Consider the following 19,585-nt stretch of genomic DNA (forward strand, 5'->3'; position numbering starts at 1 on the left):
AATGACTACAATTAAGCGAGCAAAAGGTTTTTGGCTCTCGATTTCACTATCATTGATCTTTTTCGCCGTAGTTCAAGTGTTAATCGGCGGCGGATCGCTAAATCCTTTTTATCAAAATACGCTCATGTTCATCGGGATCAACATCATTCTGGCGGCGAGCCTGCACTTGATCATTGGGATAACCGGGCAGTTCTCCATCGGGCATGCCGGATTCCTGGCAGTCGGTGCCTATGCTTCAGCCGTCATGACGATGAAGCTGGAAATGCCATTTTATACGGCATTGATAGTCGGCGGTTTGGCGTCAGCGCTGGCAGGATTGATCATCGGAATTCCTAGCTTACGCTTAAAAGGTGACTATCTGGCGATTGCGACCCTTGGTTTTGGGGAAATCGTCCGGATCATGCTTTTGAATATCGATTATGTCGGCGGGGCGAGCGGCATGCAGGTTTCCCATTTGACCACTTGGCCGTGGGTATTCGCATCCGTCATCGTAACGATCATCGTCATCCGAAACTTTACTAGCTCGACCCATGGAAGAGCCTGCATATCGATCCGCGAGGACGAAACGGCTGCCGATTCGATGGGAATCAACACGACCTATTATAAAGTTGTCGCCTTTGCGATCGGTGCTTTTTTTGCCGGTATCGCTGGGGGGCTTTACGCTCATAACTTCTATATCATCCAGCCGTCGAACTTTGGATTTCTGAAATCATTTGATATTTTGATCCTTGTCGTACTTGGTGGTCTTGGAAGTCTTTCCGGTGCCGTATTGGCCGCGATATTACTGACGGTAGTCACGACTTTCCTGCAGGATTATCCGGAAACACGAATGATCATCTACAGTCTTGTGCTTATCGTGATGATGCTCTATCGCCCGCAAGGTTTAATGGGTACCAAAGAAATAACATCCATGTTCAAACGTAAAGGAGGAAGCAGCCATGAAAAAAATAAAAACACCGCTGCTTAAAGTCGATTCGGTCGGCATCCAGTTCGGAGGGCTTAAAGCCGTTTCTGATGTTAACGTCGAATTATATCCAGGAGAACTAATTGGCTTGATCGGGCCGAACGGCGCTGGAAAAACCACTTTCTTTAACTTGCTGACAGGAGTTTACGTCCCGACGGAGGGCACCATTTCTTTGGAAGGTGAGAACTTAAGAAAACTGCCTCCATATAAAATCACGCAAAAAGGGATCAGCCGGACATTCCAGAACATTCGCTTATTCAGCGAACTATCGGTGATCGACAATGTAAAAGTGGCCTATCATTCGCTTTCGAAGCATGGCATCTTAAGTTCGATCTTCCGCATGCCGATCCATTTTAAAGGCGAAAAGGAAATGGATGAAAAAGCGATTGAGTTCCTGAAGATCTTCAACCTTGATCAATATAAGGATGAAAAGGCAAAGAACCTGCCATATGGTAAACAAAGACGTTTGGAGATCGCCCGTGCCCTTGCCGCCAACCCGAAACTGCTTTTGCTCGATGAACCGGCAGCGGGGATGAACCCCCAGGAAACGCACGAACTCATGAACCTGATTGCCCTCATCCGTGAGAAATTCGATTTGACCGTATTATTGATAGAACATGATATGCCGCTCGTCATGGGTGTTTGCGAACGCATATATGTACTAGATCACGGACAACTGATCGCTCAAGGAAAGCCAGAGGAAATCCGTAACAATCCAAAAGTCATCGAGGCCTATCTGGGCGAGGAGGTTTCATAATGTTAAAAATCGAGGACATCAACGTCTATTACGGAAACATTCAAGCCTTGAAAGGAATCTCGCTTTCTATTAACGAAGGCGAAATCGTAACCCTGATCGGGGCGAACGGAGCCGGGAAAAGCACGTTGCTGAAGAGCATTTCCGGCCTATTAAAACCAAAACAAGGGAAGATCATATACGAAGGGGATTCCATCGGAGGGAAGGCAGCACAATCCATCGTGAAAATGGGCATTTCCCATGTCCCTGAAGGCAGGCGGGTCTTTGCTAACATGACCGTCGAAGAAAACCTTCAGCTAGGTGCTTATCTGCGCAAGGATAAGGCAGGCATCAAGCAGGACATGGAGAAAGTCTATGAATTATTCCCGCGTTTGCTGGAGCGTCTGAAACAGCAATCCGGAACCCTTTCCGGCGGGGAACAGCAAATGCTCGCGATGGGCAGGGCACTCATGGCCAAGCCCCGGCTTCTGTTACTGGACGAGCCATCGATGGGACTTGCTCCATTATTGGTGAAGCAAATCTTTCATATCATCGAAGAAATCAACAAAACAGGTACGACGATTCTGCTGGTCGAACAAAATGCCAACTTAGCACTATCCATCGCGGACAGAGCCTATGTTGTCGAAACCGGCCGAATCGTCCTATCAGGCAAATCAGAGGAACTGACCGCAAGCGAAGAAATCAAGAATGCCTATTTAGGCGGACATTAAACCTGTTATAGACTGCAGACGAACTCGAGGGAAAAGCGAGTTTGGCTGCAGTTTTTTTAAAAAAAAAAGGTTCCAGTTGATTTCAGAAATCCGCTCCCTTTCCGCCGACTGTCTGCCAAGCCTCCTCGCCTAGCGGCTGCGGTGTCTCGGCTAGCCAGTAATTCGGCAGGAGTGTCGCAAATTTCTTCCATCCAATAAGGAATACAGTAAAAAAACATGAAGAATAATCTAGTCTTGTTTTAAAATCATGGTTTAGGATTAGACCAATCGGAACTCCCAGACTGACTGGAGATATATTCGAGGAAAAGCGAGTTTGCTTGCAAGTTTTTTTAAAAAAAGTTCCAGTTGATTTCAGAAATCCGCTCCCTTTCCGCCGACTGTCTGCCAAGCCTCCTCGCCTAGCGGCTGCGGTGTCTCGGCTAGCCAGTAATTCGGCAGGAGTGTCGCAAATTTCTTCCATCCAATAAGGATTACAGTAAAAAACATGAAGAATAATCTAGTCTTGGTTTTAACAGTAAGATAGAACTCCTTTAGTCTACACCTTTTTTGAGGAGTTGTAGAACGCGGCCGTTGATTTCCACTCCAGGCACTCGCTTTCCGCGGGCGGTCCGTGAGCCTCCTCGACGCTTCGCGCCTGCGGGGTCTCCCCTGGACTCGCATTTCCCGCAGGAGTCTCGTACCTTCCGTTTCAATCAACTTTGTTTTAACAGTAAAATAGACCTCCTTTTGTCTACACTTTTTTTGAGGGTGTGTAAAACTTGAACCGTTGATTTCCACTCCAGGCACTCGCTTTCCGCGGGCGGCCCGCCCTCGACCTTCGAGCCTGCGGGGTCTGGAGTCTCGCATCTCGTAGATAGAACCCCATGACCATCAAGCTAAGGTTTTTAATAACGAAAAGTTTACCCCTCCACAGTTATTTATGAGATTTTGGCTCATTTTTTCGTTTTTGGGAACCATTAATTTCTTAAGTTGATGGTAAGCATGATTCCCCCTATATAACAAAGAAGGAACCTATCATATTTCATGATAGGTTCCTTCTTTAAATGCAATAACATTATCTATAGAATCGTTTCCGTTTTCATAAAGGTCTTACAAAGTCGAATCTTTTATATTATTTTAGCTGGAGTTGGTTTTTCATCAGCATTCAATTTTTTCATGATTCAATCTATGAATAAAATATCTACTGCTGTTTGTTAGGTAGTGCATGATAGCCAAAGGCTAAATCCAGCAAAGCACTTGCTTCTTGACGCAGTAATAAATCCTTCGGACGGAAGGTTAAGGAACCGTCAGCATTAATGGAAGTATCAGGGTCTAGAATTCCTTGGGAGGCAAGTGCCTGAATCGATTGAATTGCCCAGTCATCCGCAGCATCAAGTAATGTAACTTTAATAGCTTTGTCAGGTTGAATCGGTTTCATGTCATGAATTTGCTTTAAGTTTTGAATCATGGTTGCTGCGACCTGTCGGGTAATCGGAGTTCCACGGTCATACCCTGGAACTCCTTTCATAACTTTTTCCCTTGCCTCCTTGGAGTCGTCTGGAAAACCGTTCCATCCATAAGCAAGTAACAACGTATCCGCAAACTCTCCTTGTGTCATGATGTCCATCGGTTTGAATAGATTACCTGTTTTAGCACCCATAATATTTAGAGCATGAAGATTATCAATGTGACTTCTATAGTTACTCTTTTGTGGAACGTCATCAAAAGGTGGTTTGTTGTTAAATCTCTGGGCATCTGCTACAAAATCAAGGCTTTTAGGAGAGTTGTAGTGAAAATATGCGATTTCTCCAGCTGAATTCTTTTTGAAAGCAACTTTGCTGCCTTCCGAATCTTCAAATAACAACGGATGAATCATTTTGAGAACTTGTTTTCCAAATCCACTCTCCATGACCAAGTTCCCATTTTCATAAGTGAAATGAGTGCGAAGTGCAGCGAAACGCGTATTTTGGAATAAGCCGAAGTATTTATGAGCTTCTTTTTCCTCTAACGGGAGATAACTTGTTTTTCCTTCATTCTTCTTAGCAGGGAAATAGTGATCCATGAGAGTTTCATATATGTCTACACTCATCATTGAATCATTATTGTAAGACATGAAGAATGCTGTTTTTTGTTCAGGCACTAAAATCAGCAGTGATTGATGTCCAGGCATGCTTCCCCCTTTTATTACAACGTGTTGTCCGTTAGCAAATTCATTAAAAGGCGTTTCAAATCCAATTGTCGCAACAGGAATCGTCTTATCATCAAAAACTTGATAGGCATGCATCATATCCAAGCTTTTTTTACTTACAATTTCCTTGTCTTTAAACTTTCCTTTCTGTAGTTGCATAATCATGTATTTTGACATGTCTTCTGCAGTAGATAAAATGCCTCCTTGTGGTGTATCCCTTAAACCGCTCCCGCTTGCTGGAATCGGATCGCCAGTGGGACCATAAGGTGTGGCCATTTTTTCGAGAAGATCAGGCGTAAAGCTCATGCTTGTAGATTTCATATCTAATGGTTTGAAAATATTCTTTTCCATATATTTCGAGAAAGGGGTGTTGGTAGCATTCTCCACTGCAAACCCTGCGAGCGCAAATCCGACGTTGTCATACGTATAAACCTCTCCTGGTGGCCGTACCACAGTTGGCATATGTTTAGCGAAAAATTCTTTCATCGGTATACTATTATTATTATTAATATATTCAGGTCCAGTTATGTTTGTAAGATCGGGAAAATCCACCCCGCTGGTATAAGTGAGCATATCAAACAGGGTAAGAGGTTTCCCAGTTTGATTAGGCATTTTTAATCCACCAAAATATTTTTGTACGTCTTGATCTAGTTTAAGCCTTCCTTTATCGACTTGCTGCATCACAGCCAAAGCAGTAAAAGTTTTCGTGACTGAACCGATTTGAAAGACCGTGTCCTTAGTGACTGGGATTTTCTTTTCTTTATCGGCATATCCATACCCTTTATTGGCAACGACCTTTCCATCATGAACGACGACAAAACTAGAACCGTTCACATTGAACTTCTTCATTTTTTCTTCAAATAACGGATCAGCAAAAGATTCTATTTCTTTTTTATTATTAGGTCCTTTCGTCATTTGGATATTAGCCGTGGATTCCGATGGTTTTGATTTTCCTGCTTCTAACGATTGTTGGGAACATGCAGAAATCATGGTTGAAGAAGTAAGAAGAATTGCAACGATCCCCAGTTTGTTAATTGCTTTTTTCATTTTTGTTAGCTCCTTTATTTGATTGGAATTTTTGTTAGCACAACGAGTTAGGGGCTCGTTAGCGTATGAACAAAGTGTAGCAAGCGGCGAGTCATAGTCGATAGTGAACCTTTGTCATATTCATAAAGAACAACAAAAATTGAGTGGGAAACGGCTGTATTAATAGCTATGTCATAGAAACCATGACATTTTGACACTACCGTATGTGACAGAAAAACACCTAGAATCAAAGAGCAGTTTTTAACGCACTAACAATAAAGGAGGAGGGGGATTTTCATTGTGCATGATAAAAATATAAAGAGGCGTGAAGGGGGAAACAGGTATGACCTATTCATGAAAAACAAACCAGTAACAAGAGTGTTAAGGAAAAGAAGTAATTTCCAGGGTTAACATGCATATGGGAAAAGAGGCATTTACTTAGGACAGAATGGCGTTGGTAAAAATAATAATTACGAATTCAATTTTGACATTTGTCATTGGCGGAGATAATAGCTGTGTGGTTAATACGAAACAGCAAACAACTAACCATACAAGATAAATAGAGATGAGGAATACCTTATGAAAACACGTAGTAAAATTACATTTGCAAGTCTTGCCCTTTTAATAGCTGGAAGTTCCCTGCTATACACATCGCCAACCTCAATTGCAAAAGTAGAGCCCACTCAAAATGTATCCAGTACGTTACAAACAAGCACTCAACGAGATCATAATTCCGTCAAGCAAGCAATGCGGGATACATTGCAACTTGGATACCCTGGGATACTTGCTAAAACTTCTGAGGGAGGAAAAACGTGGGGGTATGCCACTGGGGTAGCGGATCTTAGCACCAAGAAACCAATGAAAACAGATTTTCGCTTTCGCATTGGCAGTGTGACGAAGACGTTCACCGGAACGGTTGTACTTCAATTAGCTGGAGAGAACCGCCTGAACCTAGACGACTCCATCGAAAAATGGTTGCCTGGTGTCATTCAAGGAAATGGATATGATGCTAAACAGATAACTATCCGTCAGATGTTGAACCATACAAGTGGTATCGCTGAATACACAAGGTCAAAAGACGCTGATTTTATGGATACAAAAAAATCGTATACGGCTGAAGAACTAGTGAAGATGGGGATTTCTCTGCCCCCAGACTTTGTCCCAGGAAAGGGCTGGTCTTATTCAAACACAGGATACGTATTACTGGGTATTCTTATTGAAAAAGTAACCGGAAACAGCTACGCGGAAGAGATTGAAAATCGGATTATTGAACCGCTTGAATTGTCGGATACATTCCTGCCTGGCAATTCAAGCGTTATTCCAGGCACCAAGCATGCTCGGGGATATTCCCAACCAGACGAAGCAAGTGAGATAAAAGACGTTACCTATTATAACCCAAGTATGGGTAGCTCGGCTGGAGATATGATTTCTACTGCTGACGACTTAAATAAATTCTTCTCTTCCTTGCTCCGTGGCAAATTACTGAAGGAACAGCAACTAAAACAAATGCTTACTACAGTTCCTACAGGAATAGCAGGAATTGATGGATATGGTCTTGGAATCTTTGAAACTAAGCTTCCAAACGGTGCCTCGATATGGGGACATGGAGGTAACATTCTAGGGTTTTCTACTCTTGCTGGAGGTACACTTGGAGGCAAGCATACGTTGGTCATCAGTTTGAACAGTTTGGGTAGAGATAACGGTCCTGATCCTTTTAAAAATATTTTACTTGCTGAATTTAGCAAGTAGGCAAAAAGGAAAGTCATGCAAATTTTGTCATAGTTAATATACCTTTCTGGTTAAGAAAACAACTTACTTTTAAAAAGAATTAAGGTGGTAAATGGTATTAAGCTAATAAAACAAAATCCTCCGTAACATGAAAAAAACGTTATTCTTTCTCTAGAATCATAGGAAAGGATAGCGTTTTTTTGTTGTGCAAATAAGTTAATTTAACTAGATAAAAAGGGTTAGTAAAACTGAATCGGACGGTATACAATCTAGTTAGGAATAATAGTAGAATTGGTTCATGATATAACCTCATCGATAGCTATTCTTAATCATATTTTTTGGAGTGATTGTATGCACAAACTTATTCAGGCCATATTGCCGGTATTATTACTATTTATGATTCTGCCAATCTACCAGCCAGATGCTGCATCTGCGGAAGAGACGCCGCAATCTGATGGTGTCATCGTCAAGTACAAAGAGACGAGCGATGAGCCGATCAACGAGTTGATAGAAAAGGTGGAGGTTCCTAAAGGGGAATCAACCGATAACCTGATCGAGGAACTTGAAGAACAGAAGGATGTGGAATATGCAGAACCAAACTATCTGTTCAAGAAGATGGAAAGTCCGAACGATCCAGCCTACATAGACCAGTGGCACCATAAAAAGCTTGGTACGAGTGCAGCGTGGACAAAATCAACGGGATCGAAGGAATTGATCGTGGCGATCATTGACGACGGCATCGATCGCAACCACGAAGATTTAAAAGGGAGGATCGTCAATGCCTATGATACGATACGCAATCGGAAGCATATCATCCCAAAAGGGGAGCATGGAACGCATATCGCTGGCATCATTGCCGGTTCTGCGAACAACGGCATAGGCGGAACGGGTGTTGCCCCGAACGTAAAACTAATGCCGATCAACGTCTTTGATGGGGAGTATGCCGATACGGCCGATATCATTGACGCGATACATTATGCCGTTCAGCAAAAGGCAAACATCATCAATATGAGTTTAGGCGACACCAGTTATTCGGAGTCCTTGAACAAGGCCGTCCAGGAAGCCTATAAAAAAGGCGTATTGATCGTCGCGGCTGCCGGGAATGAAGGGGATATGGGCAAAAATGTACAGCGTGTGTACCCAGCTGCATTCAGCCACGTCATTTCCGTTGCTGCCACGAACTCAAGTGACAAGCGTCTCAGTTATTCCAACTACCATTCAACAGTCGATATTGCGGCCCCTGGGGATGATATCCTTTCAACCTTGCCAAATGGTAAATACGGCTGGATGAGCGGAACATCGATGGCGACGCCAATGGTGGCGGGTGTAGCGGCATTGATTTGGTCCCACGAGCCCAAGCTCAACAAAACGGAGGTTGAATACCGTCTCTATGATTCAGCCGTGGACCTAGGTACAAAAGGGAAAGACATTTACTATGGAAACGGGCGGGTCAATGCCAAAAAAGCACTGGAAATGAAGACGCTGACCAAACCGTCCGTGACTGCGATATCCGATAAGGACACCAAGATCAATGGGAAAATCCCGGCTGATTTCAAAACGGGGACCGTCTCCATTTATACCGATAAAAAACAACTCGCCACAGTGAAAATCAACGGCGAAAAAACGTTTACAGCGACCATCGCAAAACAAACAGCCGGCACGACCATCTTTACTAGGCTCATCGATAAATCGGGAAATAAAAGTATACCCGTTTCATTTAAAGTGGCAGATAAAACGGCTCCTGCAAGACCGTCCGTAAATACGGTAGGTGACAATACCGTAAAAGTAACCGGCAAAGCGGAAGCTAGCTCTTCCGTCACCGTTAAAACCGGCAGAACGGTTCTAGGCAAAGCAAATTCCAACAGCGCAGGGAATTTCACCGTAACGATGTCAAAAAAACAAAAAGCCGGAAAAGTCCTATCCGTTACAGCAACCGATAAAGCAGGCAATACAAGCTCGATCAAAACCGTGACCGTCGCAGACAAAACGGCACCAAGTAAACCGACGGTCAACACAGTCACGACAAAAACGACAATAGTAACCGGAAAGGCAGAGGCTAACTCCACAGTGTACATCAGAGCATCAAAAAAAGTGATCGGCTCTGCAACAGCAACGACCAAAGGTACATTCTCGGTTAGAATCCCCAAGCAAAAAGCCGGAAAGAAACTATATATTCATGCCAAAGACAAAGCGAAAAACGTAAGCGAATCAAGAAAAGTAACAGTTAAAAAGTGATGGAAAAACAGGAGCAGCCCCCAATCATCTAATTGGGGGCTGTTCTTGTATCAATTGAAGGGGGGAACGATACCGTTTTGGGCAAAAAAATAAGCAATAGCCAAAACAAAGATAAGCGGTCGAGGAAAATGAATGTAATGAAGGTGCCGCTTCAGCTTTGCAGAAATTCAATAAATCAGATCTCATCTAAATTGCCATCATCGTTTAAAAAGAAAAATACAAATAAGGTGATGCCATTACGTAGCACCTCTGCTTTTAAAAAATTATAGTAGCCATACAAAATCCAAACCATTCATTCTTTCTTTGATTGTAACCAGTCTAAAAAGTCATCCCTGAAAACCCTCTTGGACCTTTTTAAACGAATTAAAGGAAAATCGGGATTTCCCATGTATTCATCAGCAGTTCTTTCACTAACATTTAAATAAGCTGCCAAATGCTCTACAGTTAATAATTCTGGCAGTTGTGAAATCTCATCCGTTTCGTTCGTTATTATTTCTTCCCTTTTTTTCAAAATTTGCGTAATTTATATGCCCTTCTCCCATGCAAACTGCTACTTTCTTAGAACACTTGGGACACGTCAGTGTATCAATTCTATCTTCCATTACAGAAAAACGAGAAACTACGCCAAACAGTGTGGAACAACTTTCACATAAATAAGTATATACACCTTCCACTTTCAAATGTATCACTCCTTAGACTTATCATTTGTTAAACTAACAAATTTTATAAGGAGCTAATCTGATATTTGGTAGGCTTAAACGCTTGGTCTATATTCCCTATATAATATCACGGAGAAATGCTTGAATCATTGGAAGATAAACGGGCTAATCCTTGCTTCAATGTAAAGTGCACACATGCAATTAATAATAATCATATATTCACTCATATTCCAAGGGAATTAAAATCACATTTAGGTCAATTATTAAAACAATGTTACTAATTGTAAAAAGTGTGTTAAAATAAATTTTATGTTTAAAAAGACACTTGTTTTTTTATAAAGTTGTAACAATAAGTACATCGTACTAGAGGCTGATGATGCTTAATAAGGGACGGTAAAAAATCGCATTATCATATAGTTAAAGACTCTAAAAATTTTGCAGATTATATTATCTACTCAAGTTTCTCACCTTGAAAACTTAAACTCTACAGAACTTTATCAAGGCTCTAGCTATAGGGTAACATTTGTGACGAAGTCAACGAACTCGATTTTGCTGTTCATTGGAGCAGTTGTTCGAGCTACTTTAAGATGCCTTGAAGTACGAATAAATAAACACTGAAACTAATGAAAAGTTGAGTTACCTATCTCAAATTCGAGATATTTTTCCATTTCTTAGAAATACTGGGGATATTTTCGGGAACTAAAACAAGATTCATATACAACCATATTCGAGCTTATATAACGGTTGAACAACATATGGTTCTTTTCCAAGCAAAAGATAAAAAACATTACGATTTTACTTATAGACAAGAGAGGGAGAACCAAAAGATGAGAGTTAAAAAAGCTATTATTCCAGCTGCAGGTCTCGGAACAAGATTTTTACCTGCAACCAAAGCCATTCCAAAAGAGATGTTGCCAATTGTAGATAAGCCTACCATTCAATATGTAGTGGAAGAGGCAATAGCATCTGGAATTGAAGATATCATTATTGTAACTGGAAAAGGAAAGCGGTCTATTGAAGATCATTTTGATTACGCTGTGGAATTGGAACAGAATCTTTTAGAAAAAGGGAAAAATGACTTGCTTGAAAAGGTACAAGCGTCTTCCAAGGTAAATATTCATTATATAAGACAAAAAGAACCACGTGGTCTTGGGCATGCAGTATGGTGTGCTCGTAAATTTATTGGAAATGAACCATTTGCAGTCCTATTAGGAGATGACATTGTCCAGGCTGAAACACCTTGTTTGGAACAACTTATAAATGAGTATGAAAGAACTTCTTCATCTGTAATTGGTGTACAAACAGTACCTGAAAATCAGACACATCGTTATGGAATTGTTGATCCTCTAATGAAAGAAGGTAATTGTTACCAAGTTCTGAACTTTGTAGAAAAGCCTTCACCAGGTACAGCACCATCTAACCTAGCAATCATGGGACGATATATATTAACACCTGAAATCTTCATGTTATTAGAACAACAAGAGGTTGGAGCTGGTGGAGAAATCCAGTTAACCGATGCAATACAACAATTAAACCAAATCCAAAGAGTTTTCGCTTACGATTTCGAAGGTACAAGATATGATGTTGGAGAGAAATTAGGATTTATTCAAACTACCATAGAATTTGCATTGCAAAATGAAGAGTTAAAGAAAGAACTTCTTGGATATATAAAAGGCATTTTAGAAAAAGAAGAGCTGTTACAGGTTAACTAATTTAATTTATATTTCTCTGTCCGCACGGAGACTTTCTAGAGGTATCAGGCTAGTTACTACTGGCTTTTTCTTCGTGTGGGAATTAGAGAAAAAACGTAAAGAGTAAAGTGAAAAAGTAACCTATCATCAAGGAGAGAGCAATTTGGCAATTAAGAATCGTGACGATTATTACATTTATCTAGAATCTGATTTAGTAGCAAGAAAGTTGAAAAAGTGGAAGTACAGCTATAAAGTAATGCATCCTGAACTTTATTTCCAACGTCTGCTTAGAAAATCAGAGTATTTAAAGACTAAGAAATTAAACAGTTCATTTTCCATGTGGAGATATAACAGGTCATTGAGAAAACTTAAAAAGGTAGGATCTATGCTAGGAATATCAATACATCCAGTGTCCTTCGGTCCAGGGTTAAAGATACCTCACAGTGGTTCTGTAATTGTTAATAAGAAGGCTCGAATCGGTAAGAATTGTGAAATTCATTCTGGAGTTAATATTGGAGTTCATAAAGGTCAGGTTCCTAAAATCGGAAATAATGTGTACATAGGACCTGGCGCAAAGATATTTGGGGGTATCAGAATCGGCAACAATGTTGCAATTGGTGCTAATTCAGTAGTAACCAAAGACGTACCTGATAATGTCACAGTTGTAGGTATTCCAGCTAAAATTATTTCTAGAAATACAGAAACTCAAGTTGTAAGAGCATATGACAAAGTGAAAAAGAAATACATGAATAAAAAATAAAATTTTAGCTATCTCTTCATATGAGCCAATGTTAATCAAATCAGAAAATTCAATCAACATCAGTGCTTCCCTTTACAATTAGAGCTAATCATACAAAAGATAATAAGTGTATGGCTATGGGGAAAATAAGGAGGAGTAGGAGTATCAAAATGCGTGAGAGAAAAGAAAATGAACTGGCATTTAATAATGTCACCTGGGATGGGGTAAATCTACAAATTACTTTTGCTAAAGAAATTTTAGATAATATGGATACATTTCAACTTCAAATTCAAAGTCGGTATAGTAATAAGAAAAGAATTGTATCTTACAAGCGTAAAGTATTATTAAAGGAGCACATAATTATAATTCCTTTAAAGGAACTTGAAGGGTTAGACAAGGGACGTTGGGACTTCTTTATTGAAGTTGAAAGCAATAAAGATGTTCGTAAGAAGAGAATAGGCCTATATGCTGCACGTGCAGCATCTGAATTAATGCGCTATTTAAAGCCCATTATTAATAATGGAACACAGGCTTTTATTCCTTATCTAACAGAAAAAAATGGTTTATCTATCCACAGCGCTAATATGCTGCAACTGGAAGACATTGGTTATAATGTTATACGTCTTTCTAAACAAGTATTGAGTGTAAAAGAAACAGATACAAAAGTATTCCTCAACTTTTCTGAGACTTTAAATAATAACATAAAAGATATGAGACTTGTTATGAAAAGTGGGGACAATGTTTTTGTTCTTCCCATGAATATAGATACTGATGGAAAAACTCTTATAGTCAGTAAAAAAGACCTTCATTCGGTTTCACTAAAAGGAAAATGGAACTTATATTTACAAATGACCAAAGGCCATATACTAGAACGCTATGGTATAAATGTTCAAGTGAAATACCAAGATGATGAAATGAAGTTTCTTGTAAGAAAACAAGTAAAACAAATGCCCACGATTATTCAACATATTAAAGGGCAAGTGGATGCAGAAAATCTAAGGATTGAGGATGGATATATAACATTTGATATATCGTCAAAAGAATTGAAGCATGCAAATAAGGTTGAATTTTATCTAAAGAAAAGACAAGAGCCTGAAATAATAACACTTGATGTAAAAAGGACCGTATCCGGGGGGAAAGAACAGATCATCATTCCGGCTTCACAGTTGAAAGAAAAGATTGCTGTTATAAGCCGTTGGGATTTGTATATGGAACTCTCCCATGATCACGTGAAAGTGAACAGACGGATAGGAAACTACAACGTTATGCCTTTGTCAGAGAAAGATAAGCGTGCAGGTTATTTAATGCTAAATGAAGCCGTAGGTATATCACCATATCTGACAAAAGATAACGAGTTCTCATTATATTTTTGTACTGAAGAACAGTATATGAATTCAAAGTATCCTGCAAAAACAAAACTTCATGAAGTATCTATGAATAAGGAAGGATTACTACAACTTACTGCCTCTATTCATGTAAAAGAAACAAATGATTTTGTAGTAGACCATGTAACACTAAGGTTACGACAGGATAAGAGCCAGGTAATTGAGGTCCCTTGTGCTAAAGAGGTGTCACAGGACAAGAATAGTAGAAAGGTCAAAGCAGAATTAAATATTAGTCAGTTAGAATTAGAGCAATTTTATTGGGATTTTTTCATTACAATTACTCTAGGTAATGGTGATAAACGCCATGTACGTCTTAACAATGATAATTATTTAATTAGTAAAAAATTGAAACATGGTATGTTTCGATATACGATAAATACCCCGGATGAATATATGATTTATCCCTATATTACTATGAATGATTGTCTGAGTTTAACCTATCGACAAATAGGTGAATTTGAGTCTTTCAAGCATAAGATTAACGAGTATACGGCCTTTTTCCTATACATTCTTTTGGGTTGGTACTTTGCATGGAAGCCAATTTGGCTTATTCATGAAAAATATTCCGAAACGGCTCAAGATAATAGTTTCTATTTCTTCAAATATTGTTATGAAAATCATTATAATAAAAAGATATACTATGTGATTAAAAAGGGATCTGCTGATGAAAAAAATTTAGCCCCCTATAAAAAGCGCATCGTTTATTTTATGAGTGTCAAACACCTCCTCCTATTACTTGGATCAAAGCTAATTGTATCTTCGGAGACAAAAGGTCACGGGTATGCATGGAGGGTTTCCCAAGGAGCTATCCGGGAATTTTTAAATGAGAAGAAATATGTGTTTTTACAACATGGAGTACTAGGTTTGAAAAGAGTCGATAATACATTTAAAGCAAATTCATCGAACGGTGCAGACCTATTTGTAGTATCCTCTGATTTTGAAAAAGAAATCGTAAAAAGCTATTTTGGATACAATGAAGAAAACGTCATTGTTACAGGCCTGTCAAGATGGGATGCATTAGAGGATAAATCGCTTCAAAATACAAAAAAAGAGATTTTCTTAATGCCTACATGGAGAAATTGGCTTGAAGAGGTAGAGGATGATAAATTTGTTTTATCAGATTATTATCATGAATATAACAGTTTAATACAATCAGAAAAGCTCTCTCAATTGTTAAAGGAAAATGATATCACATTAAACTTCTATGTCCATCCAAAATTTATGCCATACGTTGCAAATTTCACTAGTTCTCATGAGCATATTAATGTTATACAATTTGGCGAGGCAAAAATTAATGATTTAATTATGCGTTCAAGTTTATTGATTACAGATTACTCTAGTGTAGCTTGGGAGACATATTATCAAAAGAAACCCGTTCTCTTCTTTCATTTTGATTTGGATAAGTATATAGAGAATCAGGGTAGCTACATGGATTTAAGAAATGATGTTTTTGGAGAGGTTGCTTACAACTCTTCAGAGTTAGTTGATAAATTAAGAGTTTATATAAACAATGGGTTTAAAGAAAAAGAAGAATTCAGTTCAATTAGAAACAATTATTTTAAACATGTTGATCACGATAACAGCTCAAGGATTTATAAGTATATCAGTGAACGTGAAAAATCACTTGTTAAATCGGATGGAATTCTAAAAGTCTTGAAAAGAAGTTACCTTCTTAAATATGTTTGGAGAAAGTACAAGCAAAATCCAATTGTTGGCCGGATTGGCATGAGCATGTTAAATATATTAAGGTAAAAACTTGAAATGCCGTTAGTTTAAATATTAACGGTAAAAGTAAAAGCCCCTAGGATTTAAACTAGGGGCTTTTATCTATGGATTAGGTACCGGCTAATCAGCTGCAGTATTTGTTTCTAATGATTTTGAGGGTGAATTAATAAAGGAATTTGAAGAAGCATTCACGCTCTTTCTGAATTCTATAGTTTTCCCATATAGAACTATTGGGGAACCTAATGTATCTACGAAGTCATTATTGTGTATTTCAAACTTAGCAATCACTAATGCCCCTTTTGAGCTTTTATCCTTACCATTCTTCGTATAGTAATAGTTACCTAGACTATCAATCTGAATTCCTTGTGCACATTCTATGAATTGATTTTCTTTTATAAGAATGTCTTTCCAATTATGTCCTCGTACAGCTGCATATGTCATTTTTTCAAAGGTATTGTCTATAATTTGAATGTTTGTGTATGGTCTATTATGGGACGCTGAATGACTGCCTACGCCAACCCCCCACGGATTCATATTTCTTACGTGCGAATTCCCAAAATAGTTATGTTCTATCCTAACGTTTTTAGTTACAGTAAAGTCAACACTCCCAAATCGTCGAAATGCTTTATCAGATATCATCCCATCAATCTGAATGGCTTCTGTGTAATCATCATTACTCGAACGAGATCCTAAAAACTTACTATTTCGTATGAGAACATTTTTATTGCCTGCTAAATCTATTGCATGGCCACCTACTATATTCTTTAACACGGTATCCCGGATAAGGATATTATGACCATGGGCAAAACCAAACACAGAAGGAGTTCGTAGTTTTATATCCGCTCCCCCAGCGTCCCAAATCCCGCCATCTATAATAATGTTGGAATTTCCATTATAACCATGGTAAGCAGCTTTAAAATCTCCATTCAACAACATAATGTCATTATTTGAGTCAGTTTTTTGCAAAATTGTTTTAGATGGAATTTTAAGCCATGTATTACTATAAATGTGTAATGATTTTTTCAGTGTGTATTTTCCTTTAGGCAATAATACTTTAATAGGTGTATCCGAATCTCTTGCAGTGTTCAATGCTTTTTGAATCTGTTTACTCGCATCACTTCCGTGTGGGATTGATACTGGGATTGTTTTATAGTCTTTTTGCAAAAGGTGCAATATCTCTTCCGTAAAAGGTTTCTGAATTGTAGATTGCTCGATTGTCTTTTCTGAAGACCTATCCGGGGTGGGAGGTGCAAAAGGATTCCATAATTTGAACAGCACTACGGAGCCTACAATAATAACTAAGATGACTGATATTTTCTTCAATTTTTTCAACCTTCATTCTTTGGGTATGCTACCGATAATTCCTTGCATCATGCAGTCTTGGAGAGGTATGGTTTATTGGCTTTCACTAATGGAATAAAATTTATTGAGCAATTTGCTTACACCAGCCTTACGATCCTTACGAAAATCTTCTTATGACGCTGAAGCTAGGCGTAATTCATCTCTTTCTATATGTAAACCACGTGAATTCATTTTTCCTCATTAGACGAATTCTTCTTGTGTGTATTGAGTTGCCTTGGCTGAAAGCGATCAGGATATAGTAAATTGAATATCATTGGAATCCAATAGGTGTTTTACGGTCCAACCAACTTTTTTATGTAAAATCTTTTCTACATCTATATTAGAAGGAGATATGACAGACACGCCATGCTAATCTACAGAAATATATAAAGTTTTGAGACGTTGGTTTCACGTCAGTGTATACGGTATCGTTTTATTTCCAAATTGCATAGAGTTCTTCGACCATCTTTCCTTCGTTGGTCTATTATAACATCATCCTAGTATTAAACACTTCCTAACTATTAGGAAAATGTATAGGCTTGGTAAAAGTGAAACGCTTACATTAATATAATTGTGAGGAGGAAATACTAATGAAAAAACGTTACACTAAGTTATTGGAATATTTAGAACAATCTAACGATGACTTTGTAAGTGGAAGCGAACTTGCTAATCTATTTAATGTAACGACAAGAACAATTAGAAATGACATTAGGGAAATAAATGAAACATTTTTAGATAAAGTAATAATTACTGGTAGTACTCAAAAAGGATATAAATTAGTTGGGGATTTATCAAATATTCAGCAAAATGAAGATGATTACGAAGAGCGAGCTTTTCATATTATAAAAACACTTTTATCTGAAACTGGTTTTATAACTTATGATGAACTGGCAAAAAAACTTTATTTTTCTACTCAAACAATTAGGAAAGACGTACAAAGATTATTTCAAATAATCCAAGCCGAAAAATGGAACATTGAGGTTGAAGCAATTATCTTCCAAGGAGTAAGGCTTAAGGGAAGTGAAGTAGAAAAACGACTATTACTAAAAAAATTAGTAACAACAAATTGTTTAAAGAGAATGTCGCTTGATGAAGCGCTGCAATACTATTTTGGTGATTGGTTTAGTCAGTCCGCAATTCAATTAGTATATTCTTGTATTGAAGAAGAAGTCACTAAGTATAATTTGTTACTAAGCTCTGAAGAACTATTCGCAATATGTGTGAACATAATGATTAGTTTAAAACGAGTAGGCCTTCATCAAAAAATTGCTGAAAAAGACATGAGGTTAGATAATACGTGCTTTGAAGAATTAAAAATAGCAAAGTTAATCCTTAGTCGTTTAGCTAAGGAAATGGATGTACCGTTTGACGAATATGAATATCAGTATTTATGCTACTTGTTAATTTCTTTGCAAATATTACCAAAGAAAAATGAAGTAACTTTGCATGAACACTCAGATGAAATAGAGGAAAAAGTAAAAGCGGTTATAAAAAATGTTGGAGATCGATATGGCTTTTCAAGTCGAAAGAATGAAAAGTTATTTAATCGCCTATTGGTACATATTACAAAGTCATTATATCCATTAAAATATTACTTTCCTTTAGAGAATCCATTTATTTCTCAAATTAAGATGGAATATATGAGTGCTTATAATATTGCAGTGGTTTTAGCGAAAGAATTACAAATTTGCTTAAATATAAAGATACCAGAAAATGAAATCGGTTACTTGACACTTCATATTATGAATATTATTGAAAATTCCCAAGAAACAAGGAAAAGAATTGCAATTATTTATGGGAAAAACCCGTTAGTAGGTAAGCTAATAGAAAGAAAAATAAATTTATACTTCCCAAATATTAAAATTGATGGTTTATTTGCAAATCATGAAATCCATTTAATTCCTGAAGAGATAGAAACCATAGTAACTACTAGTGTAATCCTTGAGGCGCAACACCTAAATGTAAAAAATTGTATTCTCGTTAGTGAAATGATTACAAATGAAGATATGAAGACTATTTCTAGTCAATTAAATCGTGGCTTACTAAAGTACTATTTATCTCCGAATGATATTTATTTCTTAGATGAAGAGAATCAAATAGATTTATTAAAAACCCTTACGCAGTTTGGAGATATTCAACATCTGTATACAAGCATTAATGAGAGAGAAAAGATGTCGAGTACTAATATTGGTAACTTAGTGGCCATGCCGCATCCATTTGATTGTGGAAATAACAAAAAATTACGAGTGTTAGTAGCAATAAATAAACAAAAAATTTTGTGGGGAGACAAAATGGCTCAAATTATCTTTCTATTTATCCCTCCAAAAAATCAAAAGGTAAATAATACAAAGTTTTTTGAAGAGATTCATGATGTGTTTAAGCAAACAAACATGACAGAAAAATTATTAAATGTAAACAATTATGATGAGTTTTTGGAAGTTTGGTCTTCCAAATAATATTA

14 protein-coding genes are annotated in these 19,585 nt (G+C 38.0%); 9 read left to right on the top strand and 5 right to left on the bottom strand.

The genetic code is table 11. From position 1 onward, the window contains the following. The first annotated feature begins 1 nt into the window (after position 1). From ACFX4H_RS00665 to ACFX4H_RS00675, 3 genes are read left to right on the top strand one after another with little or no spacing between them, the layout of a single operon-like run. The gene (locus ACFX4H_RS00665) at positions 2 to 967 is read left to right on the top strand and encodes a branched-chain amino acid ABC transporter permease (RefSeq protein ID WP_377433467.1); all 966 of its coding nucleotides are present in this window, start codon (positions 2 to 4) and stop codon (positions 965 to 967) included. After that, positions 939 to 1,721, top strand: a complete 783-nt coding sequence (locus ACFX4H_RS00670) for an ABC transporter ATP-binding protein (RefSeq protein WP_034308746.1) — start codon at positions 939 to 941, stop codon at positions 1,719 to 1,721. The genes ACFX4H_RS00665 and ACFX4H_RS00670 overlap by 29 nt, the downstream gene beginning before the upstream one ends. After that, positions 1,721 to 2,428, top strand: a complete 708-nt coding sequence (locus ACFX4H_RS00675) for an ABC transporter ATP-binding protein (protein ID WP_034308744.1) — start codon at positions 1,721 to 1,723, stop codon at positions 2,426 to 2,428. The genes ACFX4H_RS00670 and ACFX4H_RS00675 overlap by 1 nt, the downstream gene beginning before the upstream one ends. 351 nt (positions 2,429 to 2,779) lie before the next feature. Here ACFX4H_RS00675 and ACFX4H_RS00680 read toward each other — a convergent pair whose 3' ends face one another. Together ACFX4H_RS00680 and ACFX4H_RS00685 are read right to left on the bottom strand one after the other, a co-directional pair. Next, the gene (locus ACFX4H_RS00680; protein ID WP_377433469.1) at positions 2,780 to 2,914 is read right to left on the bottom strand and encodes a hypothetical protein; all 135 of its coding nucleotides are present in this window, start codon (positions 2,912 to 2,914) and stop codon (positions 2,780 to 2,782) included. Between the two features lie 694 nt (positions 2,915 to 3,608). Next, a complete protein-coding gene (locus ACFX4H_RS00685; RefSeq protein ID WP_377433471.1) occupies positions 3,609 to 5,642 on the bottom strand; it encodes a serine hydrolase domain-containing protein in 2,034 nt (677 codons plus the stop codon). Positions 5,643 to 6,200: 558 nt separating this feature from the next. Between ACFX4H_RS00685 and ACFX4H_RS00690 the strand changes: the two genes are divergently transcribed. Together ACFX4H_RS00690 and ACFX4H_RS00695 are read left to right on the top strand one after the other, a co-directional pair. After that, positions 6,201 to 7,370 carry a serine hydrolase domain-containing protein gene (locus tag ACFX4H_RS00690; protein ID WP_377433474.1) on the top strand — a complete coding sequence of 390 codons (1,170 nt, stop codon included), beginning with the start codon at positions 6,201 to 6,203 and terminating at the stop codon, positions 7,368 to 7,370. Positions 7,371 to 7,700: 330 nt separating this feature from the next. Next, on the top strand, positions 7,701 to 9,584 hold the full coding sequence (locus tag ACFX4H_RS00695) for a S8 family serine peptidase (RefSeq protein WP_377433476.1): 1,884 nt from the start codon (positions 7,701 to 7,703) through the stop codon (positions 9,582 to 9,584). A gap of 292 nt (positions 9,585 to 9,876) precedes the next feature. Here ACFX4H_RS00695 and ACFX4H_RS00700 read toward each other — a convergent pair whose 3' ends face one another. Continuing rightward, positions 9,877 to 10,095: a helix-turn-helix domain-containing protein gene (locus ACFX4H_RS00700; RefSeq protein WP_377433478.1), complete on the bottom strand. Its 219-nt coding sequence runs from the start codon at positions 10,093 to 10,095 to the stop codon at positions 9,877 to 9,879. Next, positions 10,055 to 10,264 carry a hypothetical protein gene (locus ACFX4H_RS00705; protein ID WP_377434769.1) on the bottom strand — a complete coding sequence of 70 codons (210 nt, stop codon included), beginning with the start codon at positions 10,262 to 10,264 and terminating at the stop codon, positions 10,055 to 10,057. Before ACFX4H_RS00705 ends, ACFX4H_RS00700 begins: the two co-directional genes overlap by 41 nt. An 806-nt stretch (positions 10,265 to 11,070) precedes the next feature. On the opposite strand from ACFX4H_RS00705, the gene galU reads away from it, so the two are divergent. From galU to ACFX4H_RS00720, 3 genes are all read left to right on the top strand, one after another. Continuing rightward, positions 11,071 to 11,955, top strand: a complete 885-nt coding sequence (galU, locus tag ACFX4H_RS00710) for a UTP--glucose-1-phosphate uridylyltransferase GalU (protein WP_241634714.1) — start codon at positions 11,071 to 11,073, stop codon at positions 11,953 to 11,955. A gap of 142 nt (positions 11,956 to 12,097) precedes the next feature. Then, entirely contained in the window at positions 12,098 to 12,694 is a 597-nt protein-coding gene (locus ACFX4H_RS00715) for a serine O-acetyltransferase (protein ID WP_323603116.1), read from the top strand. Between the two features lie 149 nt (positions 12,695 to 12,843). After that, the gene (locus ACFX4H_RS00720; protein ID WP_377433481.1) at positions 12,844 to 15,810 is read left to right on the top strand and encodes a CDP-glycerol glycerophosphotransferase family protein; all 2,967 of its coding nucleotides are present in this window, start codon (positions 12,844 to 12,846) and stop codon (positions 15,808 to 15,810) included. Between the two features lie 93 nt (positions 15,811 to 15,903). Here the strand turns inward: ACFX4H_RS00720 and ACFX4H_RS00725 are convergent, their stop codons facing one another. Continuing rightward, positions 15,904 to 17,106 (bottom strand): glycoside hydrolase family protein, encoded by a 1,203-nt coding sequence (locus tag ACFX4H_RS00725; RefSeq protein ID WP_377433483.1) that lies wholly within the window; start codon positions 17,104 to 17,106, stop codon positions 15,904 to 15,906. A 608-nt stretch (positions 17,107 to 17,714) separates the two neighbouring features. Here ACFX4H_RS00725 and ACFX4H_RS00730 point away from each other — a divergent pair. Next, a complete protein-coding gene (locus ACFX4H_RS00730; RefSeq protein ID WP_377433485.1) occupies positions 17,715 to 19,580 on the top strand; it encodes a BglG family transcription antiterminator in 1,866 nt (621 codons plus the stop codon). Positions 19,581 to 19,585 lie beyond the last annotated feature (5 nt).

The sequence above is a fragment of the Peribacillus sp. YIM B13477 genome (assembly GCF_042787955.1).
In the GTDB taxonomy this organism is placed as follows: domain Bacteria; phylum Bacillota; class Bacilli; order Bacillales; family DSM-1321; genus Peribacillus; species Peribacillus frigoritolerans.

Coding starts and splice junctions, on each gene's coding strand:
- ACFX4H_RS00665 (WP_377433467.1), top strand. CDS start 2: ATGACTACAATTAAGCGAGCAAAAGGTTTTTGGCTCTCGATTTCACTA.
- ACFX4H_RS00670 (WP_034308746.1), top strand. CDS start 939: ATGAAAAAAATAAAAACACCGCTGCTTAAAGTCGATTCGGTCGGCATC.
- ACFX4H_RS00675 (WP_034308744.1), top strand. CDS start 1,721: ATGTTAAAAATCGAGGACATCAACGTCTATTACGGAAACATTCAAGCC.
- ACFX4H_RS00680 (WP_377433469.1), bottom strand. CDS start 2,914: ATGTTTTTTACTGTAATCCTTATTGGATGGAAGAAATTTGCGACACTC.
- ACFX4H_RS00685 (WP_377433471.1), bottom strand. CDS start 5,642: ATGAAAAAAGCAATTAACAAACTGGGGATCGTTGCAATTCTTCTTACT.
- ACFX4H_RS00690 (WP_377433474.1), top strand. CDS start 6,201: ATGAAAACACGTAGTAAAATTACATTTGCAAGTCTTGCCCTTTTAATA.
- ACFX4H_RS00695 (WP_377433476.1), top strand. CDS start 7,701: ATGCACAAACTTATTCAGGCCATATTGCCGGTATTATTACTATTTATG.
- galU (WP_241634714.1), top strand. CDS start 11,071: ATGAGAGTTAAAAAAGCTATTATTCCAGCTGCAGGTCTCGGAACAAGA.
- ACFX4H_RS00720 (WP_377433481.1), top strand. CDS start 12,844: ATGCGTGAGAGAAAAGAAAATGAACTGGCATTTAATAATGTCACCTGG.
- ACFX4H_RS00730 (WP_377433485.1), top strand. CDS start 17,715: ATGAAAAAACGTTACACTAAGTTATTGGAATATTTAGAACAATCTAAC.